The 24,960-nt window shown below is 72.0% G+C and carries 28 protein-coding genes and 1 pseudogene; 17 read left to right on the top strand and 12 right to left on the bottom strand.

From position 1 onward, the window contains the following. Positions 1-93: 93 nt before the first annotated feature. A complete protein-coding gene (locus tag ACPCK6_RS11520; protein ID WP_423481096.1) occupies positions 94-885 on the bottom strand; it encodes a TetR/AcrR family transcriptional regulator in 792 nt (263 codons plus the stop codon). A 223-nt stretch (positions 886-1,108) separates the two neighbouring features. On the opposite strand from ACPCK6_RS11520, the gene helR reads away from it, so the two are divergent. Beyond that, positions 1,109-3,280: an RNA polymerase recycling motor ATPase HelR gene (gene helR, locus ACPCK6_RS11515; RefSeq protein WP_423481095.1), complete on the top strand. Its 2,172-nt coding sequence runs from the start codon at positions 1,109-1,111 to the stop codon at positions 3,278-3,280. Between the two features lie 44 nt (positions 3,281-3,324). On the opposite strand, the gene ACPCK6_RS11510 is transcribed toward helR, so the two are convergent. From ACPCK6_RS11510 to ACPCK6_RS11500, 3 genes are all read right to left on the bottom strand, one after another. Next, positions 3,325-4,134 (bottom strand): ABC transporter permease, encoded by an 810-nt coding sequence (locus ACPCK6_RS11510; RefSeq protein WP_396883057.1) that lies wholly within the window; start codon positions 4,132-4,134, stop codon positions 3,325-3,327. Continuing rightward, positions 4,131-5,099, bottom strand: a complete 969-nt coding sequence (locus ACPCK6_RS11505) for an efflux ABC transporter ATPase subunit, DrrA-related (RefSeq protein ID WP_423481094.1) — start codon at positions 5,097-5,099, stop codon at positions 4,131-4,133. Before ACPCK6_RS11505 ends, ACPCK6_RS11510 begins: the two co-directional genes overlap by 4 nt. A gap of 76 nt (positions 5,100-5,175) precedes the next feature. Then, complete coding sequence (locus tag ACPCK6_RS11500) at positions 5,176-6,054, bottom strand: alpha/beta fold hydrolase (protein WP_423481093.1); 879 nt, start codon at positions 6,052-6,054, stop codon at positions 5,176-5,178. 98 nt (positions 6,055-6,152) lie between these two features. Here ACPCK6_RS11500 and ACPCK6_RS11495 point away from each other — a divergent pair, with 98 nt between their 5' ends. After that, entirely contained in the window at positions 6,153-8,120 is a 1,968-nt protein-coding gene (locus ACPCK6_RS11495) for an AfsR/SARP family transcriptional regulator (protein ID WP_423481092.1), read from the top strand. A 41-nt stretch (positions 8,121-8,161) separates the two neighbouring features. Beyond that, the gene (locus ACPCK6_RS11490) at positions 8,162-9,529 is read left to right on the top strand and encodes a pyridoxal phosphate-dependent decarboxylase family protein (RefSeq protein WP_423481091.1); all 1,368 of its coding nucleotides are present in this window, start codon (positions 8,162-8,164) and stop codon (positions 9,527-9,529) included. Positions 9,530-9,535: 6 nt separating this feature from the next. On the opposite strand, the gene ACPCK6_RS11485 is transcribed toward ACPCK6_RS11490, so the two are convergent. From ACPCK6_RS11485 to ACPCK6_RS11465, 5 genes are read right to left on the bottom strand one after another with little or no spacing between them, the layout of a single operon-like run. After that, on the bottom strand, positions 9,536-9,949 hold the full coding sequence (locus ACPCK6_RS11485) for a hypothetical protein (protein WP_396883062.1): 414 nt from the start codon (positions 9,947-9,949) through the stop codon (positions 9,536-9,538). Between the two features lie 2 nt (positions 9,950-9,951). Next, positions 9,952-10,401 carry an EndoU domain-containing protein gene (locus ACPCK6_RS11480; RefSeq protein ID WP_139135500.1) on the bottom strand — a complete coding sequence of 150 codons (450 nt, stop codon included), beginning with the start codon at positions 10,399-10,401 and terminating at the stop codon, positions 9,952-9,954. Between the two features lie 28 nt (positions 10,402-10,429). Continuing rightward, on the bottom strand, positions 10,430-10,924 hold the full coding sequence (locus ACPCK6_RS11475) for a WXG100-like domain-containing protein (protein WP_396883063.1): 495 nt from the start codon (positions 10,922-10,924) through the stop codon (positions 10,430-10,432). 1 nt (position 10,925) lies between these two features. Further along, the gene (locus ACPCK6_RS11470; protein ID WP_151499447.1) at positions 10,926-11,252 is read right to left on the bottom strand and encodes a hypothetical protein; all 327 of its coding nucleotides are present in this window, start codon (positions 11,250-11,252) and stop codon (positions 10,926-10,928) included. Positions 11,253-11,271: 19 nt separating this feature from the next. Beyond that, the gene (locus ACPCK6_RS11465) at positions 11,272-12,129 is read right to left on the bottom strand and encodes a hypothetical protein (RefSeq protein ID WP_423481090.1); all 858 of its coding nucleotides are present in this window, start codon (positions 12,127-12,129) and stop codon (positions 11,272-11,274) included. Positions 12,130-12,293: 164 nt separating this feature from the next. On the opposite strand from ACPCK6_RS11465, the gene ACPCK6_RS11460 reads away from it, so the two are divergent. Genes ACPCK6_RS11460 through ACPCK6_RS11425 form a run of 8 tightly spaced genes read left to right on the top strand, consistent with a single transcriptional unit; the run spans position 12,294 to position 15,903 of the window. Beyond that, complete coding sequence (locus ACPCK6_RS11460; RefSeq protein WP_423481089.1) at positions 12,294-12,695, top strand: YbaB/EbfC family nucleoid-associated protein; 402 nt, start codon at positions 12,294-12,296, stop codon at positions 12,693-12,695. After that, on the top strand, positions 12,682-13,002 hold the full coding sequence (locus tag ACPCK6_RS11455) for a type VII secretion target (protein WP_423481088.1): 321 nt from the start codon (positions 12,682-12,684) through the stop codon (positions 13,000-13,002). Before ACPCK6_RS11460 ends, ACPCK6_RS11455 begins: the two co-directional genes overlap by 14 nt. After that, entirely contained in the window at positions 12,999-14,297 is a 1,299-nt protein-coding gene (locus ACPCK6_RS11450; protein WP_423481087.1) for a hypothetical protein, read from the top strand. The genes ACPCK6_RS11455 and ACPCK6_RS11450 overlap by 4 nt, the downstream gene beginning before the upstream one ends. A 13-nt stretch (positions 14,298-14,310) precedes the next feature. Beyond that, on the top strand, positions 14,311-14,784 hold the full coding sequence (locus tag ACPCK6_RS11445; RefSeq protein ID WP_423481086.1) for a hypothetical protein: 474 nt from the start codon (positions 14,311-14,313) through the stop codon (positions 14,782-14,784). Between the two features lie 2 nt (positions 14,785-14,786). Continuing rightward, positions 14,787-15,011: a DUF4926 domain-containing protein gene (locus ACPCK6_RS11440; protein WP_423481085.1), complete on the top strand. Its 225-nt coding sequence runs from the start codon at positions 14,787-14,789 to the stop codon at positions 15,009-15,011. Further along, positions 15,011-15,331, top strand: a complete 321-nt coding sequence (locus tag ACPCK6_RS11435; protein ID WP_423481084.1) for a hypothetical protein — start codon at positions 15,011-15,013, stop codon at positions 15,329-15,331. Before ACPCK6_RS11440 ends, ACPCK6_RS11435 begins: the two co-directional genes overlap by 1 nt. Positions 15,332-15,352: 21 nt before the next feature. Then, complete coding sequence (locus ACPCK6_RS11430) at positions 15,353-15,583, top strand: hypothetical protein (RefSeq protein ID WP_423481083.1); 231 nt, start codon at positions 15,353-15,355, stop codon at positions 15,581-15,583. A 35-nt stretch (positions 15,584-15,618) separates the two neighbouring features. After that, the gene (locus tag ACPCK6_RS11425; RefSeq protein ID WP_423481082.1) at positions 15,619-15,903 is read left to right on the top strand and encodes a hypothetical protein; all 285 of its coding nucleotides are present in this window, start codon (positions 15,619-15,621) and stop codon (positions 15,901-15,903) included. A gap of 21 nt (positions 15,904-15,924) precedes the next feature. On the opposite strand, the gene ACPCK6_RS11420 is transcribed toward ACPCK6_RS11425, so the two are convergent. Continuing rightward, positions 15,925-16,716 (bottom strand): class I SAM-dependent methyltransferase, encoded by a 792-nt coding sequence (locus ACPCK6_RS11420; RefSeq protein WP_423481081.1) that lies wholly within the window; start codon positions 16,714-16,716, stop codon positions 15,925-15,927. 212 nt (positions 16,717-16,928) lie between these two features. Between ACPCK6_RS11420 and ACPCK6_RS11415 the strand changes: the two are divergent. The 3 genes and pseudogenes from ACPCK6_RS11415 to ACPCK6_RS11405 form a co-directional block, all read left to right on the top strand. Beyond that, positions 16,929-17,108 (top strand): annotated as a pseudogene (locus ACPCK6_RS11415) (response regulator transcription factor); the annotation flags it as partial. A gap of 20 nt (positions 17,109-17,128) precedes the next feature. Next, a complete protein-coding gene (locus tag ACPCK6_RS11410) occupies positions 17,129-17,464 on the top strand; it encodes a nucleotide pyrophosphohydrolase (protein ID WP_423481080.1) in 336 nt (111 codons plus the stop codon). Positions 17,465-17,592: 128 nt separating this feature from the next. Continuing rightward, on the top strand, positions 17,593-19,488 hold the full coding sequence (locus ACPCK6_RS11405; protein WP_423481079.1) for a DNA/RNA helicase domain-containing protein: 1,896 nt from the start codon (positions 17,593-17,595) through the stop codon (positions 19,486-19,488). Here ACPCK6_RS11405 and ACPCK6_RS11400 read toward each other — a convergent pair. Continuing rightward, positions 19,467-20,597: a hypothetical protein gene (locus tag ACPCK6_RS11400; protein WP_423481078.1), complete on the bottom strand. Its 1,131-nt coding sequence runs from the start codon at positions 20,595-20,597 to the stop codon at positions 19,467-19,469. The two genes, ACPCK6_RS11405 and ACPCK6_RS11400, sit on opposite strands and share 22 nt — an antisense overlap. Positions 20,598-20,866: 269 nt before the next feature. On the opposite strand from ACPCK6_RS11400, the gene ACPCK6_RS11395 reads away from it, so the two are divergent. Beyond that, complete coding sequence (locus ACPCK6_RS11395; protein WP_423481077.1) at positions 20,867-21,439, top strand: DUF4352 domain-containing protein; 573 nt, start codon at positions 20,867-20,869, stop codon at positions 21,437-21,439. A gap of 99 nt (positions 21,440-21,538) precedes the next feature. After that, positions 21,539-23,233, top strand: coding sequence for a DUF6119 family protein (locus ACPCK6_RS11390; RefSeq protein WP_423481076.1), 1,695 nt, complete (start codon positions 21,539-21,541; stop codon positions 23,231-23,233). Positions 23,234-23,681: 448 nt separating this feature from the next. Here the strand turns inward: ACPCK6_RS11390 and ACPCK6_RS11385 are convergent, their stop codons facing one another. Beyond that, the gene (locus ACPCK6_RS11385; RefSeq protein WP_423481075.1) at positions 23,682-24,149 is read right to left on the bottom strand and encodes a hypothetical protein; all 468 of its coding nucleotides are present in this window, start codon (positions 24,147-24,149) and stop codon (positions 23,682-23,684) included. Positions 24,150-24,228: 79 nt separating this feature from the next. Here ACPCK6_RS11385 and ACPCK6_RS11380 point away from each other — a divergent pair, with 79 nt between their 5' ends. Then, positions 24,229-24,960 (top strand): class I SAM-dependent methyltransferase, encoded by a 732-nt coding sequence (locus ACPCK6_RS11380; RefSeq protein WP_423481074.1) that lies wholly within the window; start codon positions 24,229-24,231, stop codon positions 24,958-24,960.

Below are 24,960 nucleotides of genomic sequence, written 5' to 3'. Positions count from 1 at the left end.
GGGACGGACGGCGCGGCGGGGCGGACCGTGACGTCGTGGAACGAGGCGGCCGCCCACGGTCCCCTCCGCGAGTTTCCTACTTGATCAGTAGGATTACAAGGTCTTCCCGGGTGCCGGCTCGTCACCGGCACGCTCGGCCACCACCACCGAGATGCCGTCGAGCACCCGCTGGAGACCGAACTCGAAGGCGTGGTCCGGCCCGTACGCCGCGCCGTGCGCCATCCCGGCGGCGGTGCCGACCCGCGCGGCGAGCGGGAAACTGCCGGCGGTCATGAACTTCTCCAGCCAGGGCCCGTGCGTGCGCCACCACTGGTCGTCGGTCATCCCGGTCTCACGTTCCAGCTCGGCCACGTCCAGCGCGACCCGGGCCGCGTTCTTGGCGTGCCCCAGCACGAGCGTGAGCACCGCGTCCATCTCCACGTCGTCGAGCCCGATCTCCGCGACGGCGTGCAGTTCGTAGTCGTACTTGGCGAGCACGTTCGGGCCGAGGACCGGCCGTGTCGTCTCGGCGCGCAGCAGCCACGGGTGGGCCCGGTAGAGGGCGAGATTGTCCCGCGCGATGCGTTCCAGCCGGCCCCGCCAGCCACCCGGCACGCCGGCCGGGCGCGGCAGGTCACCGAGGACGGCGTCCACCATGACGTCGAGCAGTTCGGCCTTTCCCGGCACGTACGTGTAGACGGACATGGTGCCCACGCCGAGCGCCTCGCTGACCCGGCGCATGGTGAGCGCGTCGATGCCCTCGGCGTCGGCGATCTCGATCGCGGTACGCACGATCCGGTCCACGCTGAGACCGGGACCGGCGCCGCGGCTGGCCGGTTCCCGGGTGCGCCAGAGAAGGGCCAGGCTGCGGGCGGGATCGGCCTTGCGCCGGCGCTCCTTCGACATGGTGCCGTCATCCTACCGGCCGGGCCGGTCACCAGCCGTCGGCGGGACGCCGGAAAAGGGGGGCCCGAGAATTGTCCGCGCAAAAAGAATGGCGGGTTCTCCCGCCACTACCAACATATAGCGCACCCCCGGTCTTGCCGCAAGACCGGGGTCGGGGCGCACAATTGCCGGCCGTAACCCATTGCCGTGCCATTCGAAAGCCGCGAAGAGCGGAGGCTCGGCCGTGCCCGTGATCGGAGACGAGTTGAATCTGCCTGCCACGAGCGTTTTCGATCTTCCCGAGCGACTGTCGGCGAAGGCCGACCCCGATCTGATCGCCGCCGACGAGCGGCACTTCGCCGCCATCGCCGACAGCCTGCGCCGCTCGATCGCCGACCTGACCGACCGGCTCGACGCCACGCGCCGGGCCGCGGGCGGCCGGGGCCGGCAGGCGGTCGACCGGGACCAGGAGGTCCGGCGGTTGAGCGCACGCCTGCGTACGCTGCGCCGTTACGGCCTGGACCTGTGCCTGGGCCGGATGGTCGGCGCGGACGGCGGCGAACCGGTGTACGTGGGCCGGCTCGGCCTGACCGACGGCGCGGGCGGCCGGCTGCTGCTGGACTGGCGCTCCCCCGCCGCCGAGCCGTTCTTCGGGGCGACCCACGCCGACCCGATGGGCCTGGTCAGCCGCCGCCGGTACCGGTGGACCGGCGGCCGGATCACCGACTACTGGGACGAGGTGTTCACCGCCGACGGGCTGGCCGGGCACGCCGCGCTGGACGACCAGTCGGCGTTCATCGCCAGCCTGGGCGCCACCCGGTCGGCGCGGATGCGCGACGTGCTCGGCACCATCCAGGCCGACCAGGACGCGATCATCCGGGCCGGGTCGCGGGGCGCGCTGGTGGTCGACGGCGGTCCCGGCACCGGCAAGACGGTGGTGGCGCTGCACCGCACCGCGTACCTGCTGCACGCCGACCCGCGGCTGGGCGAGCGCCGGGGCGGGGTGCTGGTGGTCGGGCCGCACCAGCCGTACCTGAACTACGTCTCCGACGTGCTGCCCAGCCTGGGCGAGGAGGACGTGCAGATCTGCACCCTGGCCGACCTGGTGCCGGAGGGCGCGGCGGCGGCGCCGGAGACCGACCCGGAGGTGGCGCGGCTGAAGGCGTCCGGGGAACTGGTGCGCGTTGTCGACGCCGCGGTCCGGTTCTACGAGGAGCCGCCCGCGACCGGCACGACGGTCGGTGTCGGGGACGCCGAGCTGCGGCTGACCGCCGGCGACTGGGCGACGGCGTTCGAGGCGGCCGGGCCGGGCGTCCCGCACAACGAGGCCCGCGACGAGGTGTGGGAGGAACTGCTCACGATCCTGGTGGAGAAGTACCGCGGCGACGAGCCGGAGGAGGCGGTCCGCCGCGCGCTGGGGCGCGACCGGGAACTGGTCACCGCGTTCGGCCGGGCGTGGCCGCTGCTCGACCCGCTCGACGTGGTGGCCGACCTGTGGTCCGTGCCGGCCTACCTGCGCCGGTGTGCCCCCTGGCTGAGCGTCGAGGAGATCCGTACGCTGCGGCGGGCCGACCCCCGGGCCTGGACGGTGGCCGACCTGCCGTGGCTGGACGCGGCCCGGCGGCGGATCGGCGACCCGGAGGCGTCGCTGCGGCGGCGCCGCGACGAGGGGGTGCTGGCCGCGCAGCGTGCCGAGATGGACACGGTGGTCGACGCGCTGATCGCGTCGCACGCCTACGACGACGGCGAGGGTCTGATGACCATGCTGTACGGCGAGGACATGCGCACCAGCCTGGTCGACGAAAGCGTGTTGAGCGCTGCCGATCCGGACCTGCTGGCCGGGCCGTTCGCGCACGTCGTGGTGGACGAGGCGCAGGAGCTGACCGACGCGCAGTGGCAGATGCTGCTGGCGCGCTGCCCGTCGCGCAGCTTCACGGTGGTCGGTGACCGGGCGCAGGCGCGGCACGGGTTCACCGAGTCGTGGCCGCAGCGGCTGGCGCGGGCCGGGTTCGACCACGTCGAGGTGGCGACGCTGTCCGTCAACTACCGCACTCCGGCGCAGGTGATGGCGGCGGCCGAGCCGGTGATCCGGGCCGTGCTGCCGGATGCCAACGTGCCCACGTCGATCCGCGACGGCGCTCCGGTGCGGTACGGCGCCCGCGCGGAGCTGCGCGCGGTGGTGGACGGCTGGCTCGCCGCCCACCGCGAGGGTGTCGCGTGCGTCATCGGCGATCCGGCGTTGCCGGCCTCGGAGCGGGTCCGGTCGCTGAGCCCGGTGCTGGCGAAGGGGCTGGAGTTCGACCTGGTGGTGCTCGTCGACCCGGAGGCGTTCGGTGACGGGGTCGCCGGGGCGGTGGACCGGTACGTCGCGATGACCCGCGCCACCGGCGAACTGGTCGTGCTGACCGGGCCGTGACCGGTGCCCCGGGGGCGGCTCGGCGGCCGCCCCCGGGGACCGGTTCAGCGGCTCAGCGCCCGGTAGCGGTGCAGCGACAGCGGCAGGAACACCGCGACCAGGACCAGCGGCCAGAGCACCGCCAGCAGCGGGTGGTGCGCGGCCACCCACGAGTCGCCGCCCCAGCCGGGGTTGCCGAACAGCTCGCGGGTGGCGCCGACGGTCGCGGACAGCGGATTCCACTCGGCGACCGCACCCAGCCATGCCGGCATGGTGGACGGCGCCACGAACGCGCTGGACAGGAAGCCCAGCGGGAACTCCAGCGTCTGCACCGCTGTCACCGCACTCTGCCCCTTCACGGTCAGGCCGAGGAAGACGCCCACCCAGACCAGCGCGAACCGCAGCAGCAGGATCAGCCCGAGCGCGGCGAGCGTGTCACCGAGGTCGCCGCGCGCCCGCCACCCGACGGCAAGGCCGACGAGCAGCATGACGGCGAGCGTCACCACCGCGAACATCAGGTCGGCCACAGCGCGGCCGAGCAGCGGGGCCAGCCGGGACACCGGCATGGATCGCAGCCGGTCGGTGACGCCGCGCTCCAGGTCCGCCGAGACCGCCATGGTGGTCATGCTGATACCGAAGACCATCGTCATGGCGAACATGCCGGGCATCAGGAACTCGCGGTAGCTGCCGCCGCCCGGTACCTGGAGCGCGCCGCCGAACAGGTACGCGAACATCAGCACCATCAGGATGTCGAAGCCCAGGGAGCCGACCAGCGGACCGGGCTCGCGCCGCCAGTGCGCCAGCGCACGACCGGTCAGCGTCAGGCCGTCACCGGCAAGCGACGCACGCCGGGCCGGGGTCACGATCGCCGTCACGCGGTCACCTCCACACCGGTCCGGTCGGCGGACGGCCCGCCGGTGAGATGGAGGAACACCTCGTCCAGTGTGGGTCGCCGCAGCGCCACGTCGGCCACGTCCACGCCGTCGGCGTCCAGCGCGCGCAGCACCTCGGTCAGCGCGCCGGCCCGGTCGCCGACCTGGGCGCTGACCGCCCGCCGGTCCGGGTCGACTGCCGGTTCGGTACGGGCCACGGCGCGCAGCCGCGCGGCGGCGGTGGCCAGGTCGGCGGCGTCGCGGACGACGAGGTCGATCCGGTCGCCGCCGAGGCGGGACTTGAGCGCATCAGGGGTGCCCTCGGCGATCACCCGCCCGGCGTCGAGCACGCAGACCCGGTCGGCGAGCTGGTCGGCCTCGTCCAGGTACTGCGTGGTCAGCAGCACCGTGGTGCCGCCGCGTACCAGGTCGCGTACCGCCTCCCACACCTCGTTGCGGCCGCGCGGGTCCAGCGCCGTGGTCGGCTCGTCGAGGAACAGCACCGACGGCGCGAGGATCATGCCGGCGGCCAGGTCGAGGCGGCGGCGCATGCCACCGGAGTACGTGCGGACCGGCCGAGCGCCGGCGTCGGCGAGCCCGAACCGGTCGAGCAGTTCGGTGGCCCGCCGTCGCGCCCCGGCCCGGTCCAGGTGGAACAGACGGCCGAAGATGACCAGGTTCTCCCGCCCGCTCAGTGCCTCGTCCACGGCCGGGTGCTGGCCGACCAGGCCGATGCGGTGGCGCACCCGGTCGGCCTGCCCGGCCACGTCGTAGCCGGCCACCTCGGCCCGCCCGGCGTCGAAGCGCAGCAGCGTGGCCAGGATGCGGACGGCCGTGGTCTTGCCGGCGCCGTTGGGCCCGAGCAGTCCGCACACGGTGCCCGGCGGTACCCGCAGGTCGAATCCGTCGAGCGCGGCCGTGCCCCCGTACCGCTTACGCAGGCCCTCCGCGAGGATCGCGTGTTCCACGTCTGTGCCCCCTCCGTTGACGAGGGCACTAACGTACAACGTACGGTATGACGTCCGCCAGCGGCCTTCGGAGCGCCTACCGCTTGACCAACGCGCGCAGCGCCTCGGCGATCTCGCCCGGTGCCTCCTCGGCCATGAAGTGCCCGGCAGTGGTGGTGCGGTGCTCCAGGTCCGGGGCCCAGGCCCGCCACACGGCTGCCGCGTCGTAGCCCAGTGCGGCGCCCCAGTCCTGTTGGATGACGGTGGTAGGCATGGTCAGCCGCCGCCCGGCGTCCCGGTCCGCCCGGTCGTGCGTCACGTCGATCCCGGCCGACGCCCGGTAGTCGGCGACGATCGAGTCGACCGCCTCCCGGGAGGCCCGCAGGTACTCGGCGCGCACCTGCGCCGGCATGGCCGCCGGGTCACCGGCCCAGGCGTCGAGGAAGTACCCGAAGAACGCGTCGGCGCTGGCCGCGATCATCTGCTCCGGCAGGCCGGGCGGCTGCGCCATCAGGTAGAGGTGGAACGCCACCGAGGCGTTCACGCCGTGCAGCACGTCCCACATGTCGAGGGTGGGCAGGACGTCGAGCGACGCCAGGTGGGTGACCACGTCCGGGTGGTCCAGGCCGGCCCGGACCGCGACCAGCGCGCCCCGGTCGTGCCCGGCCAGCGCGAACCGCTCGTGGCCGAGCGCGCGGGCCAGCGCCACCACGTCGGCGGCCATGGTCCGCTTGCTGTACGTGTCCTCGGTATCAGCGGCCGGCCTGTCGCTGGCGCCGTAGCCGCGCAGGTCCGGGCAGATCACCGTGTGCTCGCCGGCCAGGTCGGCGGCGACGTGCCGCCACATCAGGTGGGTCTGCGGGAAGCCGTGCAGCAGCACGACCGGGCTGCCGGAGCCGCCCACCGCCACGTTCAGCGTCACACCCTCGGCGACCGGAACGCGCTGGTAGTCGAATTCCGCGATGACGGTGCTCATCTCGATCCCTCTTTCGTCTCGTCGTACCTGACCAGCGTGGCGGCGCCCGATGAGCAACCGATGAGCGCGATACGGTGACCCCTGGTCGAGGAGGGTCGGTGCCTGTCGGTTTCGGTGTGCTGGGTCCGGTCACGGCCTGGGACGACTCGGGTGCGCCGGTCGACCTGAAGGGGCCCCGGCACCGGGCCGTGCTGGCGCGGCTGGTCGCCGCCCGGGGCCGGACCGTTCCGGTCGGGCAGATCGTCGACGACCTGTGGGACGACCCGCCGGCCGGCGCGGTGGGCGCGGTCCGCACGTTCGTCGCGGCGCTGCGCCGCCGCCTGGAACCGCACCGTCCGCCACGCGAGCCGGCCCGGCTGCTGGTCACCGACGGACCGGGGTACGCGCTGCGCGCCGCCCCGGGCACCGTCGACGCCTGGCGGTTCGAGGACGCCGTCACCGCTGTCGCCGACGCGCTGCCCCGGGCGGCGCTGGACCGGCTCGACGAGGCGCTGGGCTGGTGGCGCGGGCCCGCGTACGCCGACTTCGACCAGCCGTGGGCGCACGCCGAACGCGCCCGGCTCGACCAGATCCGGCTGACCGCCGTGGAGCGGCGGGCCGAGGCGCTGCTGGCGCTGGACCGGGCTGCCGACGCCGTACCCGATCTCGACGCCCACGTCGCCGCGTGCCCGTGGCGGGAGGACGGGTGGGCGCTGCTGGCGTCGGCGCTCTACCGGGCCGGACGGCAGGCCGACGCGCTCGCCGTGCTGCGCCGCGCCCGGGAACTGCTGCGCGACCAGCTCGGCCTGGACCCGGGACCGCGGCTGCGGCGGCTGGAGACCGACCTGCTGCGCCAGGCCGAACCCGAGCCGACAGGTCCGGCGCGGGTCTGGGCGGAGACCGCGGCGGCGTACGAGCGCAGTGTGGTGCCCGGCGCGCGGGCCCGGCTGGAGTCCACTGTCGGGCTGCTGCGCAGCCTCGCGGTGACCGGGCCGGGTGGACTGGAGGCGGCCCGGGACCAGCGTGAGGCGGCCATCACGGCGGCCGAGCAACTGGGCGACCCGGAGTTCACCGCGCGGGTCATCGGCGGGTACGACGTACCCGCGATCTGGACCCGCTCCGACGACCCGGCGCAGGCGGCCCGGGTCGTGGCGGCGGCGGAGCGGGCCCTGGCCGGGCTGGACCCTGATGCGCCGGAGGCGACACGCGCCCGGCTGCTGGCCACCGTCGCGATCGAGTCCCGCGGTACGGCGTCGCCGCGCCCCGCCGAGGCCGCGCGGGAGGCGGAGGCGATCGCCCGGCGGGTGGCCGACCCGGCGCTGCTGGCCCAGGCCCTCAACGGCGTGTACATGCAGACGTTCCACCGCGCCGGACTGGCCGCGCAGCGGGACGCCATCGGCGCGGAACTGGTCGCGCTCGCCGCGCGGCACGGCCTGGCCACAGTGGAGATCCTCGGCCACCTGATCCGGGTGCAGTCGCGCGGCGCGCTCGCCGACGTCACGGCCGCCGACGCGCACGCCGAGGCGGCGGACCGGCTCGCCGCCCGGCACGAGAGCCCGCTCGTCGGCGTGTTCACCGGCGGCTACCGGGCCATGCGGACCGCCGCCAGCGGTGCCGCGTACCCGGAGGCGGAGGCGGCGTACCGCTCGTGGGCGAGTGGGCTGGCCGGCTGCGGCATGCCGGGCGTGGAACGCGGGCTGGCGCCGCTGGCGCTGCTCTGCCTGCGGGTGTGGCACGACCTGCCCGCCGTCTTCACCGCCGACACCGACTGGGGCCCGTACGCGCCCTGGGCCCGCCCGCTGCTCCTGCTCGCCGACGGGCGGCGCGAGGAGGCCGCCAGGGCGTTGCGTCGCACCCCGGCACCGCCGCGCGACCTGCTCATGGAGGCGCTGTGGTGCCTGACCGGCCGGGCCGCCGTCGCGCTGGACGACCGGGACGTGATGCTGCGGGCCCGGGCCGCGCTCGCCCCGGCGGCGGGCGAGCTGGCCGGGGCGGGCAGTGGCCTGCTCACCGTCGGGCCGGTCGCCGCGCACCTGGACCGCCTCGACGCCGCACTCGCGGTGACCGGCGGTCGGGACCGTTCATGAGGGCGGCTCGGATGGCACGCGGCCTCGGTTAGGGTGCGGCGATGGACGAGCTGAGGCACCTGTTCCGGCGCGCCGCCGACCACGCGGCCGACTACCGGCTGTCCCTGCCGGACCGGCCGGTCGGCGTACCCGTGGACCAGGCCGCGCTGAACGAGGCGTTCGCCGGCCCGCTGTCTGATGCGCCCACCCCGCCCGAGCAGGTCCTCGCGGAGCTGGTGGCCGCCGCCGAACCAGGACTCGTGGCCACCGCCGGGCCGCGCTACTTCGGCTTCGTCATCGGCGGCGCCTCGCCCGCCGCCACCGCCGCGGACATGCTGGCCGCCGGGTGGGACCAGAACGCGTTCAACGCGGTCACCTCGCCCGCCGCCGTGGCCGCCGAGGCGGCCGCCGGTACCTGGCTCAAGGAACTGCTCGGCATCCCGGCGACCGCGTCCGTCGGGTTCGTCACCGGCGGGCAGGCCGCCAACACCGCCGGGCTCGCCGCCGCCCGCCACCAGGTCCTCGCCGACGCCGGCTGGGACGTCGAACGACGCGGCCTGTCCGGCGCGCCTGCGGTACGCGTGTTCGCCGGCGCCGAACGGCACGCCACCGTCGACAGGTCGCTGCGGCTGCTCGGCCTCGGCACCGACGCGCTGCGCCCGGTACCGACCGGCCCGCAGGGCGCGATCGACCCGGACGCCCTGGACGCGGCGCTGCGCGACGCCGGTCCCGGCCCGACCATCGTCTGCCTGCAGACGGGCAACGTGAACACCGGCGCGTGCGACGACCTGCGCCGCGCCTGCGACCTGGTCCACCGGTACGGCGGCTGGGCGCACGTGGACGGCGCGTTCGGACTGTGGGCCGCCGCCAGCCCGGCCACCCGGCACCTGGTCGACGGGCTGGAGAACGCCGACTCGTGGGCCTGCGACGGCCACAAGTGGCTCAACCTGCCGTACGACACGGCGTTCGCGTTCTGCGCCCGGCCCGACGCGCACGCGGCGGCCATGTCGCTCGCGGCCGCGTACCTCGTGGGTTCCGGTGGTGTGCCCGTAGGCGCGGAGCTGACCGCGGAGTCCTCGCGCCGCGCCCGTGGCTTCGCGGTCTGGGCGGGCCTGCGGGAGCTGGGCCGCGACGGCGTCGCCGCGCTGGTGGAGCGGTGTTGCGCGCTAGCCCGGCGGTTCGCCGACGGGCTGAGCGCGGCCGGGTTCGAGGTGGTGAACGACGTGGTGCTCAACCAGGTGCTTGTCGGGTTCGGCGACGACGCGCGCACCGACCGGGTGGTGGCCGCGGTGCAGGCCGACGGGACGTGCTGGGCCGGTGGGACGACGTGGCGGGGACGGCGGCTGATGCGGATCTCGGTGTCGAACGCGACCACCACTGAGGCCGACGTGGACCGTTCCGTGGCGGCTATCGCCCGGCTGGCCCGCTGAGCGGCGTCAGCCGGGCAGACGCAGCAGGTGCCGCCCGGGGAACGGGCCGCCGTGCTCCCGCTCCCAGGTGGCGAGGTGGCGCTTCTTCTCCTCGGGCGAGGGGGCGAGGAAGTCGAAGTAGGTGAGGATCACGGTGCGGGCCTCGTCGACCGTGTACGACGCTCCCGACGGCACCGGGCCGAGGCTGTCCACGCTGACGCCGGTCGGCGTGCAACGCACCACTGCGGAGTTGCCCTCGTACTCCTCGTAGTCCGAGCGCCCGGACATCACGTCGTCGATGCACTGCAGCAGCTCGAGGCAGTCCGGGGCGTACGTCTGGATGTCGCTGACGAGCTGGGAGGCGAAGGGGCGGAAACGCGCGTCACCGCTGGTCATGGTGGGCGCGCCGTTCTGATTGCGCCCGAACTGGATGTCACCCACAGCTAGCGTCCCCCCACCGGCCAAGCCGAGTACCACGTCGTACCACCGGGATTGTAGAAGCCCTCGACGAGCAGCCCGTTCGCCCTCCCCTGCCATTTGTTCGGGTCGTCCGGGTGCGGGCCGCCGGACCGGAACGCGCCCTCGATCGTCTCGTCGACCCGCTGCGGCGTCCAGTTGTCCGGGAAGAAGGTGCTCGAACCGCGCTTCTGGCGCCAGACACCGCCGTCGTCCTGCACGTCGACGCGGGCCCGGTAGGTACCGTCGGCGTGCCGTTCGAGGATCATCTCGCGGCCGTCCGCGTCGACCCGGACCCGGGCACCCGGCGGGTTCTCCCCCATGAACCGGTGGTGGAAGCCGGTGCCCCGGGGCGGAGTGGCGTTGGTGTTCACGTGGCCGCGGAAGATGTGCGCGTAGCGGCGGTGCCGCATCCGGGCCCGGAGCCATTTCTCCACCGGCGTGAAGAGACCGGCCTTTCCCCGCTTACCCACCGAGCACCGCTTCGGTGGCCATGGTGAGCAGCTGGTCGAGGAGGACACCGGTGATGAGCTTGAAGATCGGGATCTCCAGCAGGGAGGCACCGAACGTGACAGCGGCGGTGGCGACTGCCTGCGCGATCTGAATCGCGAGGAGCGTCAGCTGCACGATCACGTTGATCTTCAACGCGAGGACGATCCCGGCGCACACCATGAGCCCGGTGCCGATGAGCGCCGCCGCGGACGCGCCGTCGTCCAGGTTGGTCTTCGCCGAGTCGGCGGCCTGCCAGCTCGTCTGGAAACGTTCGATGGCGTCGTCGCGGTTCTGGGTCCACATCTGCTGCGCCGACCGGTCGGCGTCGGCCACCGGAGTCCGGAGCCGGTCCGGGAAGGCGAGCCACGCCTGACCCATCTCCAGCAGCTTCGTCTCGTCGGCCTCGGGCCAGGTGTAGCCGAGCATGCCGAGAAGCGACACCAGCTCGCCGGGCAGGGTCATTCCCATGTCAGCCGAGCACCTCACGGAAGCGGCCGAGACTCTCGGTGATCATGCGTTCGGTCTCCTGGTAGTTGAGGCCCATCACCCGGCTCAGCTTCCCGATGTCCTCGATCTCGACGAGGTTCGCGTCGTAGCTCTCCAGCGCCAGGTCGCGGATCGTCTCGTACACCATCCCGATGAGCGAGCCGAGGTCGTCGTTGCCCCACGGGGCGCCGAAGGCCGCCAGCTCGGCGTCGAACGCGGACAGTGCGGCGCGCATACGCTGCGCCGAGGCGACGATGTCGTCACCCGCACCGATGATCGACTCGGGATCGATCTCGATCTCGCGGGCCATCAGCGCTCCCCTCCGTCGGTCATCGTCCCGGTTCCCGGATGGTCTGCATCACGCCGGTCAGTGCGCCGGTGAGCGCGGACATCTGGCGGACGCTGGCCTCCTGCAGCTCGCGCAGCCGCGCGTCGAGCGCGGCCGAGCCGAGCCCCTGCGGCGCCGCCGCCGGGGGGATCTGCTCCAGCGCGCGGTTGACCGCGACCACCACCGACTCGCCCAGCTCCGCCGAGGACAGCCGGCGGGGTGGGCGGGTGACCTCCAGCCGGGTCAGCCGGGCCGAGCCGTCGACCTCCGCGCGCACGGTCCCGGCGTCATCGGACCCAGTCCACCGCTCGTCCCCGCCGTCGTCGGGCGGCGTCCCGCCGGTTGCGGTGCCCAGCACGTCCAGGACCTGGTGCAGGAGGTCCGCCGGGCCGTTCGCCGGGACGTCCCCGCCGAGCCCGGTCGCCGGTCCGGCGGTGGCGACGGCGTCAGCGATCGCGCCGTGGAGCCGGCGCATCGCCGCCTCGCTCTCGGCCAGGACGGCCCCGAGGCTTCCGGTCAGCGCGGACAGGTCGGGCACCGGTTCGCTGCCCGCCAGACTGCTGCGGGACGCGGTCAGCGCGTCGTTCACCGCCTGCTCGACCAGGGGGCCCAGCTCGTCCTCGGACAGCCGCATCAACGGCGCGGCCAGCTCGACGGAGCGCAGCCGCCCGTCCACCGCCGTCACCTCGACCTGGCCGTCGGCGGCCCGGCCGCGCGCCTCGGCGGTCACCCCGCCGGCGGTGTGACCGTCGGCGGTTACGCCGCCAGCGGGGTGCACGCCGGCGCGCAGGGCCGCCAGCTCCTCGCGGTAGCCGGAGACGCGCAGCGCGTAGTCCTCGGCCGCGGCGTCCTGTGTCATCCCGTTGCCTCCCCGTCACGGTCAACCAGACCCTAGCAACGCCCGGCACGCGGAGACGTCCCTCCACAGGGGAGCATGTTCGTCACCGGGCCGTCACGGGGCCCACACTCAGCGCGACCGGTTGCTACCGTGTCGGGCACCGTTGTCCTCTGGGGAGGGTCGTCATGTGGGCGGACGAAGCCGCGCTGGACGCGGCGGCACGACGGCTCGACGAGTGGGAGTCGTCGCTGACCGACCGGGCGGCACGTGCCCGTGACCTGTCCGCCCGCACGCAGGCGTTGACCGGCACCGCCCGCAGCGCCGACGGGCTGGTCGAGGTCACCGTCGACGCGTCCGGGCTGCTCACCGGCCTGCGGCTCGACGAACGCGTCCGGCGGCACTCCGCCGCACACACCGCCCGGCAGATCCTGGCGGTCACCCGGGACGCCCGCGCCGACCTGCTGCGACAGCTCACCGAGGCCACCACCGAGACGCTCGGCGCGGACGACCCGGCCGCGCGGGCGATCGTCGAGTCCCACCAACGGCGGCTCGGCCCCGACCCGGACGCGCCGGATGCCGCCCGGTGACGGCCTCCGGGTCGACCCGGACGACCTGACCGCGCACGCCGCCCACCTCGGGCGCTGCGCCGACAGCATCGACGCCGCGCGGCAGGCCGGCCGGCACGTCCGGCTGAGCGCCGACACGTACGGGCAGCTCTGCGCGATCATGCCGGTCCTGCTCGACGGTCTCCAGCGGACGCTCACCGACGGCATCGGCACCGCCGCCACCTCGGTCCGGGACACCGCCGGGAAGCTGCGGTCCAGCGCCGAGCACTACCGCGCCTCCGACGCGCACGCCGCGCACCTGCTCGACCGGGTACGACAGCGTCGGTGACCACGAACCCGCTGGTCGCCGCCGCCTCGGACACCGCGCCGAGCGCCTGGGCGGGCGTGTGGATCTGCGAGGACATCGAACTCATCGCCGAGGGCGTACGCACCGGCAGCTGGATCGACGGCAGCCTCGGCGTCGTCAGCGCCGGCCTCGACGCGCTAGCCCTGGTGTCCGACCCGGCCGGGGTGCTCCTCCAGTACGGCATCGCCTGGCTCATCGAGCACGTCAAGCCGCTCAGCGAGGCCCTCGACGGGCTGGCCGGTGACCCCGCCGAGATCACCGCGCACGCGCAGACCTGGCGCAACGTCGCCACGTCGCTGCGCGAGGACGCCGCCGAGCTGGCCCACGCCGTGCGTACCGAGGTCGCCGGGTGGACCGGCACCGCCGCCACCGGCTACCGCCGCTGGGCGGCCGAGCAGCAGCAGGCCGTCACCGGGCTGGCGCAGGGCGCCGAGGCGATGGCCGCGATCACCGAGGGCGCCGCCGGGCTGGTCGCGGCCGTGCGGCTGCTGGTCCGCGACGCCATCGCCGCCTGCGTGTCCCGCCTGATCGTGTACGCGGCCGAACTGGTCGCCACGGCGGGATTGGCGACGCCGCTGGTGGTGGAGCAGGTGACGACGACCGTGGCGTCGTGGGCGGCGCGGATCGCGCGGTTGTTGCGGGGGTTGCTGGCGAGTCTGCGGCGGCTGATGCCGGAGATGCGGCGGCTCGGCGACCTGATCGGCAAGCTGAAGGAGGCGCTGAGCCGCCTCTCGTCCGCCGGACCGGAGAAGACTGCTGGCAGCGGTGGCCCCGGGCGCCATAACGGTCACCCGACGAGGCCCCCGGACTTCGACCCGGGCAAGCAGCATGGTCCCCTCGGCGCCGACTTCCGGCCCGAGGTGAATGACCCTCGCGGCTTGTTCGACGATAAGGAAAGAGCGGTCGGTGACCGCCTCGCCGAGGAAGGGGACATGGTCCATCCACGGGAACGTGACAACAGCCTGTACAAGCTCAAGAATCCGGACTCGATGGTGCGGTCTGGTCCAGACGATCCCGGCGTGGTGACCGAATTCAAGACCCTCGACCGCTCCAGCAGCGAAGCCGTACGCCGTAACATCATGGCCGCCGGCAAGCAGGTCGACCAGACCGGCGGCGGCAACGCGGTCATCGACGGACGCCCGGTAAACCTGAGCGAGGAGGAGGCCCGGCGGGGTTTCGCACGAGCGCTGGGTCAGCACAGACAGCACGGCAGCGCCATGCCCGGCCAGGTCCGAATCATCCTCGGCGACAACCGAATAATCACGCTTCCCGACTAGTCTGGTGTCGCACATGTCGACTTTGGAACACATTTTTTTCCACGCTGCGGAGGAGCCGAAAGCGGTGGCCGACAGGATTGCTTCGGCGATCGGGTTGCGAGCTTCGATCGGTCCTGAGGGAGGAATTTATTTGAGCCGTCCCGCGCAGTGCAGCCCAGACGGGGAGGTCGGCGGCGAGGTTGCCCGCAACTATCTCGCCTATCCCTCCGACGTTCCGGAGGAGCAGTCGCTCCTGGACGCCTATGAGATCCTCTGGGATTTCGGGTACACGGGCAGAGACCGGGATGTCCAACTGCGTGAAGCCCGCCGCGTCTTCGAACAGCTCTCCGCGGCGCGGCTGTGGCCGGCTGTGCTGGTGGCGGGTCTCGACACGCTGATCGCCGCCTGGGATCCGGATCTCGGGTCCACCTGGTTTCCCTCGGGGACGTCACCGGACGCGGTCGATCGGGACGCCTGGCAGGCGTATCTCGCCCGTCTCCGCCACTGATCGTGGACCCGTACGAGCTGGTAGAACTCAGGGATGCCGTGCCTGAGGAGAATCTCCCCGCCGGAGCGGTCGGTGCCATCGTGCACGTGTTCCACCGCCCCGACCTCGCCTATGAGGTGGAGTTCGCCGATCAGGACGGCCGGCCCCTCAGTGCTGTGGCCCTGACGCCGGACAAGAGCCAGAAGGTCGACACCACGGGTGGCGACGGACAGTCGGCAGCACAGTAGTGGCCGGCCTCGTCGTTCTGCGGCCCGGGGTCGACTGGACAGCGACCGGAGGGTTATTCGACTGGACCTTGGAGTTCCTGATCGCTCGGCTCACTGGCAGAGACGCCGCAGCGCATCTTCAAGAGATCGTCGACAACAACCTCGGTTCATTCCGGTTGGATGACCTGTCGCCGGAAGCCCAGCGCGAGGTCGTCGCCCATTTGCGCGAGGGTCTGGTCGCGGCGGGTGAACAGCATCTGCCGGAGACAGCCCAGAAATCTGTTGTGGTGGCACATCTCCGAGAACTCGTCGCCGCGACTCACAGCTTGCCGGTGGAGTAAGGATGGTCGGAAAGGGGCGACATGGGAATGATGGTGGCCGCCCGTCGGATCGAGGCTCCGGCGGACGAGGTGCGGTATGCGTTTGGTTTTGAGGACAGGTTCGATCGTATCGTCGTCATCGACCCGCAGACGTTGCAGGCACGAGTCGAGGACGACGACTTCAACGCCGCTGCCAGCGCCATCACCGCCAAAATCGTCAATGCCTGGCGCGACCGGGGCGACTTCCCGGAACGCATGCTCGTCGCGAGTTAGCTGGGAACCCACCACTCAGACCGGAGGAGTAGCTGGTGGCTTCATTCGACGAGTGGCTCGACGCGTACGAAATCGTCTACCGCACCCTGCCGGCCGAGTCCGACCACCAGTGCCCGAACTGCGGTCACCGGACCCTGCGCATGGTGTTCACCACGCCGCCCGGCGCCGGGTACGGCTACGTCTCGTTCTGGTGCGACACCTGCCTGGAGGGCATCCACGTCTCGCGGGCTCCGGTTCCCGCCGGAGTGACCGCCCTGTCCACTGCCGCACCGATCGAGGAACGCACCAGGGGCATTCCCAACTACCGCCTGGTGACGTAGCTGAACCCGTCCGGTGATCGGCTATGAGCCGAGGATCCCGCACTGCAACCGGACGGTGACCCGCTCGGTCACCACGTCCACCCCGCCGAGAGCGTCGCGCACGTCGGCGGCGAGCGCCGCGCGTTGTTGCAGGGTAGGCAACCGTTCGGCGGACATGGCGGAGAGGACGCCGCCCACCATGTCGTCGACCGTCAGCGGGGCGTCGTACCGCACCGACGTCTCCTCGTACCGGTAACCGGCACGGACGAGCGCCTCCCGGTTGCGCCGGCGCCCGTCCTCGTCGGTCTGGCATCTCCCCGTGACGGGGTGGCCGAGCATCCGTTCCAGGCATCCCCGCAGCGCGCGTGACCATTCGGTGTCCTGCATCCACAGGGGTTCGCCGTTCGTGACGACGGCGATGCCACCTCCGGGGCGCACCAACGGCTGGGCCGCCTGGAACAGGGTGTCGCGGTCCATGAAGTGAATGGCGACGGCGACGGTCAGCGCACCGACACTCCCCCCGCCGAGCAGCCGGGACAACGCGGGCACATCACTGTCGCCGCCGAGCACCCACGTGGCGTTGGCGGTCCCCCGGTCCACTGCGGTGCGCCGGGCGATCACCAGCATGTCCGGTTCCGGGTCCATGCCGATGACCGCGCCCACCCGGTCCGCGAGCGGAATGCTCAACTGACCGGTACCGCAGCCGAGGTCGACCACCGTGTCGTCGGCGCCGAGGCGGAAGGCTGCCGCCAGCGCGTCGAGCACCTGGGGCGGGTAGCCGCGCCGATGCCGTGCGTAGTAGGTCGCCACCTCACCGCCGAAGCCCGTCGCCATGCCGGCAGCCTGCCCGCCGCGACCGTCCCGAGGCCAGCAGTTCTGCTCAAGGCACGCCCCCACCGCCGGACCGGCGACGGCTTCGTCGTCCGGGGGCGGACCCCACCGGGAGCGCGTCGTGACCACGCCGATCCGGGTGCTGGCCTGCGACGACCAGGCTCTGATCCGTACCGGATTCACCACCGTCATCGACGCGCAGCCGGACATGGCTGCGGGAGTCGGAGGTGCTGCGGCTGATCGCCGACGGGGTGTCTATTAGCGAGATCGCGGCGCGGCTGGTGATCAGCCAGGAGACGGTGAAGGCGTACGTGTCGCGGATCCTCACGAAGCTGGACCTGCGTGACCGGGGGCAGGCGGTGGTGTACGCGTACCGCACCGGCCTGGTCACCTGAGCGCGTGTCAGACTGCCCGCGTGGACGAGTTGACGGCCCGCGTACGGGCGTTCGCGGAGGAACGTGACTGGCAGCAGTTCCACACGCCGAAGAACCTCGCGATGGCACTCGCCGGCGAGGTCGGGGAACTGGTCGCCGAGTTCCAGTGGCTGACCCCGGAGCAGGCCGCCACGGTGATGGACGACCGCGAGGCGGGCGCACGCGTGCGAGCGGAGATCGGCGACGTCATGATCTACCTGACGAGGCTGGCGGACGTCCTCGGCATCGACCTGACGGAGGCCGCCCTCACCAAGTTGACCGAGGTCGCCGTCCGCTATCCCGCCGAGGATGTCAGGGGCTCCGCGGCCAAGCGGTAGCAGGGCGTGCCATGCGGATGATCTCTCCGCTACAGTCCACCCGTACAAGCGCGTAACGACGGGCTTCCGGTCGTCGCCGGACACGCCCCCCATGCGCACGATCATTTCGTGCTGCCCGGGGGCAAGTCGTGTCAGCCTTTCGCACCTCCGCCGACGGACTGCTGCGCTACGCGGCCGGTGGCGCCCTCGCCGACCGGATCGCGGAGCACGTCGGGCACAACGTGAGCGCCTCCGAACGGCGGTCCTGGGAGCGGAGCCTGCCGGTGCTCGCCCAGGACCTCGCCGACGCGGGTCTCAGGCAGGTCGAGATGCTGGTGGAGTACCAGCTCCCGCTGACCAGCAAGCGGATCGACGTCGTCCTCGCCGGAACACATCCGAAGACGGCCGAGGACTCCTGCGTCGTCGTGGAGTTGAAGCAGTGGTCCCGGGTCGAGTCGTACGAGGGATCCGAGAGCCTGGTCCTGGTCGAGCACGCCGCCACCCCTCGGCTGCATCCGGGCGTACAGGTCGAGGACTACTGCGAATACCTCGCGGACTTCCTCGGGGTGCTCGCCCATTCGCGTAACCCGATCGTCGGGGCCGCCTACCTGCACAACGCCGTCGACCGCGACATCGACGACCTCTTCGCCCGGCGGGCGACGGAGCAGAGCCGGATCTTCACCAAGCAGCGCCGCGGCGGGTTCCTCGACTATCTGCGCAGCCACCTGGCCCCCGGCTCCGGCGCGGCCGCCGCGGATCGCTTCCTCACCAGTTCGGTACGCCCCAGCAAGCACCTGCTGTCCTACGCCGCCGCGGAGCTGAAGGACCGGTCCCACTTCACCCTGCTCGACGAGCAGCGCCTGGCGTACGAGCTGGTGCTGCACGCCGTGGAGCGCGCACGCAGCGCCGACCGCAAATCGGTAGTGGTGGTGGCTGGCGGGCCGGGCAGCGGCAAGAGCGTCATCGCACTCTCGGTGCTCGGTGAACTCGCCCGGCAGCAGCGCTCGGTCATGCACGCCACGGGCTCCCGCTCGTTCACCCAGACGCTGCGGCGTTACGCGGGCAAGGGCTCCACCCGGTTGAAGAACCTGTTCGGGTACTTCAACAGCTTCATGACCGCCGAGCGGAACGGCCTCGACGTGCTGATCTGCGACGAGGCGCACCGGATCAGGGAGACGTCGGTCAACCGGTTCACCCCGAAGGGGAAGCGGGACCGTGCCCGGCCGCAGATCGACGAACTCATCGCCGCGGCCCGGGTACCGGTCTTCCTCCTCGACGAGCACCAGGTGGTCAAGCCGGGCGAGCTGGGGAACGTCGACGTCATCTCCACGTACGCGAGACAGCTCAATCTGGACATCGAGGTGGTGTCGCTGCACGACCAGTTCCGGTGCGGCGGCAGTGAGGCGTACGAGCAGTGGGTCGTCGACCTGCTCGGCCTCGACGGCGGCAAGCCGTCGGTGTGGGCCGGAGACGGGCGCTTCGACCTACGGCTGGCGGATTCGCCGGAGGAGATGGAGGCGTTCCTGGCCGCGAAGCAGGAAGCCGGGGAGACGGCGCGCATGTCGGCCGGCTACTGCTGGCCGTGGAGCGATCCACGGCCGGACGACTCGCTGGTGGCCGACGTACGGATCGGTGGTTGGGCGCGTCCCTGGAACGTCAAGAGCGACCGCAGCGTCGGCGACGCGCCGGGCAGCGCGTTCTGGGCAACCGATCCGCACGGTTTCGGCCAGGTCGGTTGCGTGTACACCGCACAGGGCTTCGAGTACGAGTGGTCCGGTGTCATCCTCGGACCCGACCTGGTCGCCCGGGACGGACGGCTCGTCACCCAGCGGGCGGAGTCGAAGGATCCGGCTTTCCGTAGCCGCAAGTCGCTCAGTGACGCGGAGGCGGACCGCCTGATCCGCAACACCTACAAGGTGCTGATGACGCGCGGCATGCGCGGCACCATCCTCTACTCCACAGACGCCGAGACGAGGGAGTGGCTCGGATCGCTCATCCGGGTACGGCGCGGTCTGGAGACGGTCTACGAGTCGAAGACGGGCTGAGAGTCCCGGCGGCGATCAGCCACGACGGCAGCGGTCGCGAAGCTCGGCGAGGAGTGCCTTCTCGCCGACGTTGACGTCGCCGTCCACGGTGGCCACCCGATCGGCCATCTCGATGATGTCAGCGAGGTCCCCGGCTCGGCGTCCAAACGTCGCCACACCTCGGACGCGTCGATGTCGACGAGCTGCTCGAGCCGCCCATCGATCACCTGGTGCCGGTCCCGGACCAGCCTCACCAGGTGCCGGATCAAAAGCGCCTCATCGTCGGCGATCCCGTGGTCCGCCATGACGACGAGCCACGCGACCCACAGCATCGACTGGGGGTGACGAGTGCGCTCACTCAGCCCTTCGGCTAGTTCGATCACCCGCGCCTCGTTCCGGAAAACGGCTCGCGCATGTCGTCCGGCGAGCAGCGTCGTGTACCGGTTCATCACCACCGCGAGTGGAACACCGACCACAGGGATGCCGATCTTGATGATGTTGCGCTGCAGGAGAAACCGTCCGACGAACGGGAGTCCCCTGGCCGCGTTCAGCACCGCTCCGGAGTAGAAGCGCTTGATCAGGGGCCACATCATGATCGGGACCGCCTTGGCCACGCCTTCCCGGGCCATCTCTCCGCCCTTGATCGTGAAGGCCACGCGACTGAGCTTCCACATGTCTTCGGGATCGGACAGGTCCAGCGGGACTCGATAGAGGACGGCCACATCGTAGGCCAGGCGAAGCTGGATGCGCGTGATGAACGCGACGTCGACCATCATGGTCGCGACGGCGGCGGGGACGGTCGCCGGCGACGCACCACCGAGGCTGCCGACCGTGGCCGTGTAGGCCCCGGCGGAGAGTCCACCCTCGAGTGCGGCATATCGAGCCGCCATCTTGATCCGTTGATCCACGACGGCGTCCGCAGGTACGCCTGTATATCGCTCCTGGAAGTACTGCCAGTCGACCTTGTCGGTGTAGGAGCGCAGGCCCTGGGCGACGAGCTTCGTGAACCAGCCGCCCGATTTGATGTCGTCCGGGCTCAGCCCTTTGATGAAGTCCCGCAGCTCGGCCCGCTCGTGCTCGACGAGCTTCCGGTCACCGTCGTCGACAGCGTCGATCGCAGCTTCGGTCATGATGAATCCTCTGAGGCGGTGCAGCGATCACAAGGTTGTCAGGTGTTGGGATCCCGCTGACCCGCCACCCGCGGAGTCTCCCTCGGCCCTTCGGACTGATTCGTGGTCATCGAGGCCTGAAGTTCGGTTAGCCGGGATCTCCCTGCGGTGATTGTCGGTGTTTCCCGCACGTTCGGAGTGTGTCACACCCGCCAAACATAATTCTTGTTGACACAGTTCACGGACGATGCTCTTATTGACGTCGCCACGTTCACAGCAGGAGGAAAACGATGCGCAAGACCACCACGCTCGCCCTGATCGCCGGCGCCCTCGTCGCCCTGGGCTGCGGCGCCGGCACCACCGGCGACACCACCGGCAGCAAGGCCGATTCCGGCACCGAGGCGGCCGCCGGCGACACCGACGGCGGCAAGGCCGACACGGGCAAGAGCGACGACAAGCCGAAGACCGCGAAGATCGGCCAGCCGGCCCGTGACGGCAAGTTCGAGTTCACCGTCAAGTCCGCCAAGTGCGGCGTCAGCAAGGTCGGCTCGTCGGCGTTCGGTGCCAAGGCGCAGGGCCAGTTCTGCCTGGTCACGCTCAACGTGAAGAACATCGGCAAGGAGTCGCAGATGTTCGACGGCAGCAGCCAGAAGGCGTACGCCGCCAACGGCACCGAGTACTCCGCCGACGGCTCGGCCGCCATCTACGCCAACAAGAACGCCGAGACGTTCCTCAACGACATCAACCCCGGCAACCAGGTCACCGGCGTGGTCGTCTTCGACATCCCGAAGAACGTCAAGCTCGCCCGCCTGGAGCTGCACGACTCGCCGTTCTCCGGCGGCGTGACCGTCTCCCTGAGCTGACCTGACCTGCGCCGGCCGGGGCGGGATCCGCGAACCCCGCCCCCCGGCGCCACTCCGCCGCACCACCGCCAGCCCGATTCTCTACGCGAGGAGATCGACATGCGCAGTGCGAACAATCCGGACGAGTCACCGCTGGCCGACGACGGGCAGCCGCTGTCCGGCATCTACCCGACGACTGTCTACCGTCTCACCGTTCCGGCCACCGAAGACGGCATACGTTCCGCGCTCAATGTGGACTACCTGCGGCGGCACGACTTCGAGCCCACCCCGCACCGGGTCCTCGACGCACCGGCGCTACTGGTGCACGGCAGCGCGCCACGAGACCGGGCCGAATGGTGCGGCGTCCTGTCCGGCCTGGTCGGCAGTGACGTGACAATCGGCTACAGCAGCGGCGGCGGCGCCCTGCTGCTGGCGGTCGACAAGCGGGCGTACGCCCTGACCTTCGGCACCCTGGGCCGGTTCATGATCGAGCTGGAAAAGGTGGACCCGACGTTCGGTGTCTCCTTCGCCGTGCGGACGCTTCACCCCGACGGGATCCGCCACGTTCGCCGCCGGGTGGTGGGTGCCAGCGGCCGGGTGGACCGCAGCCTGGTTCCGGGCGGCCAGCCCATCTGGAGGTACGGCATCGACAAGTGGGGGGAGATCGTCGGCCAGGTGTGCGGCCGCGTCGACAACCCGAACCTGACGGCGTGCCAGGGTACGCGCGGTGCGGCGAGGGTCGAGGGCAGCGACGCGCTGCGCATCCCTCTCGGCGTCTCCCCCGGGCGGCTGCTCGCCGATCTGCGGGAGATCGACCGGGTGTGCCGGCAGGAGTCGCCGCTCGCCGACCTGGAGTTCATCGAGCAGATCCGGCCGCTGCGCCCCAACGATTCCCGGCACCCGGTGCTGATCGAGGTTCTCGACCGGCGGCTGGGCCTGCCCGACCCTCCGGATCTCGGCATAGCGGTGCCGGGCAGCCTGGTGGCCGACGTCGAGCACGTCGCTTCGTACCGGGTTCGCGTGCCCCGCTCCGGGCGACGCCCGATCCTGACCACGGATCTGGACCTGTCGACCATCCTGTCGCACACCGTCCACGCCCTCGACGGTGACCGGTGGACCGGGCTGCGCAACGGCACGCTGACGCTCTACGGCGACGCCGCCGGTACCGAGGAGATGACATCGACGCCGGTGTCCCGGTGGATAACCGCCGAGGTCGCCGTCGGTGGCAGCCACATGCTGCTGCACGAGGGTCAGTGGTACGAGATCGGCGACCGCCACCGCGAGTTCCTGCGCCAAGAGGTGGCTCGCATCCTGAATCGGCCGTCCAGCGTCGTGTTGCCGCCGTGGACGGAGGATCTGGCAAACGAGGACTGCTACAACCGCGAGGCAGCAAAGAAGCATCCGGGCCTGGTGCTGCTGGACAAGAAGCTCCTCCGCACCCGGCAGCATCCCCGGGGGATCGAGGCGTGCGACCTGCTCGGGCCGAACGGTGAGCTGATCCACGTCAAGCGGGCGTCGGGCAGCTCGCCGCTCAGTCACCTCTTCGCGCAGGGCGTCACGTCGTTCGACGCGTTGCGCTACGACAAGCAGGCGCGTAACCGGTTCCGCGACCTGGTGCGCGCGCAGCCGGGCGGGCCGGACCTGCCCGAGGACTTCCGCCCGCGCACCGTGGTCTACGCCATCGCCCTGAGTGCCGGCCGCACCGTCACCGTGGACTCGTTGTTCACGTTCGCGCAGGTCGCGCTCTACCAGGCGGTGAAGACGCTGCGCACGGAGGGCGTCGACGTCGAGATCGTCGCCATCCCGCCCGCCTGACCGGCACCGCTTTCGGACCCGACCGGCGCACCGCGCGCCTGCCTGCCGCCGCGCGATCGACAACCCAGGAGGAACGATGCGACCCGACGAGTTCCGCCATGCCCTGAGCCTGCTCCCCGCTCCCCTGCGCGCCCACGCCCTTCCGCTGGGCCGGTGTGCCTTCCACACCGCCTGCCCGCAGTGCCAGCGCGTCGGCGACGCTGTCACGCTCGCGCTCACCGCGGCCCACTACGGCCGGGTCGCCTCGGCCGGGCACCTCCTCGACAACGCCGTCCGGCTCGCCGAGGAACACGGCACCATTCGTCCCCCGCAACCCGATCCGTCACCCGGCCACGGCCTGCCCGTCCAGTGGACGGCGGTGCCCGCGCCGGTCGTCGCCAGGACTGGCGCCAGGCGGCGGCGCCGCACGGGTGGCATCGGGTACGCGACCGGACGGTGGACCCGCCGGTCACCAGTCGCGGGCCCAGTCCGGCGGCGGTACGACGGCGAGCTGCGGCTCCCCGCTGATCGGTTCGAGCGCGTGCACGATCCGCAGGTCCCCGTCGGCGGCTGCGTCGGGGTCGGTCAGCACCCGGCCGCTGCTGCCGTCGGTGCTCACCAGCACCCACCGGTCGGGGTGGATGCCGCCGTCGTCGACGAGCGCCCGTACGCCGAACGCGCGGGCGAGGGTGACCGCGAGGTCATGTTCGCGCAGGCCGGTGGCGTCGGCCAGTTCGGTGTCACCGGTGAGGATCCAGCCGAATCCCTCGTCCGCGTCGGGCGGGGTGAGCATCGCCACCGGCCGTGGGTCGTCGACGGCCCGGTCCTCGATCCGCCCGACGAACACGCTCTCCGGCGCGACGCCGTACTCCGTCAGCAGGAACGCACGCACGGCGTCCGTCGGCAGCTCGGCCTCGAAGTGGATCCGATACCGCACCCCTACCCCTCTCCGAAGCCGAGCCCGATCCGCCACAGTCTCTTGCCCCGGCGGCCCGCCGGGGAGTTGGCTGTCGCGTATGGCCCGCATCGCGTACCACGACGCCGACGCCGAGGCGTTCGCCGCGACCCGGCACCTCACCGACGACGGTCTCACGGCCTGGCGGGCCGCCGTCGCCCGCCATCTCACCCCGCGCCCGGGGATGCGACTGCTCGACCTGGGTGCCGGGACCGGTAGCTGGGCGCGCGCGTTCACCGACTGGTTCCCCGGCGTCGAGGTGGTCGCCGTCGAGCCGTCGGCGGCGATGCGCGCCCGCTGCGTGTTCGCGCCGCTCGTCGCAGGCGATGCCGGGCACATCCCGCTCGCCGATGACAGCGTCGACGGCGCGTGGCTGTCCACTGTCATCCACCACGTGCCCGACCTGGCCGCGACGGCACGCGAGCTGCGCCGGGTGCTGCGGCCCGGCGCCCCGGTGCTCATCCGGTCCGCGTTCGCCGGACGGCACGAGGCGATCACGCTGTTCGACTACTTCCCCGAGGCGGTCCGCGTGCTGGACACGTACCCGAGCATCGCCGACGTCGAGGGCGCCTTCGCCGCCGCCGGCTTCGCCACCGCGGCGGTCGAGGCAGTCCCGCAGGTCACCGCAGCCTCGCTGCGGGAGGCGGCGGCCGGCCTGCGCCGGGAGGCGCACACGCCGCTTCAGCTCATCACCGACGCGGAGTACGCCGCCGGCGTCGAGCGGTTGCGGGAGGCAGCAAGGACGGTCGACGGCCCGGTCGTCGACGCCCTCGATCTGCTCGTGCTGCGCTGA

This window comes from Micromonospora sp. AB353, from assembly GCF_049538395.1.
Classification (GTDB): Bacteria; Actinomycetota; Actinomycetes; order Mycobacteriales; family Micromonosporaceae; genus Micromonospora; species Micromonospora aurantiaca.
Note: the sequence above shows the minus strand (reverse complement) of the source record. Positions and strands in the feature narration are given on the sequence as shown.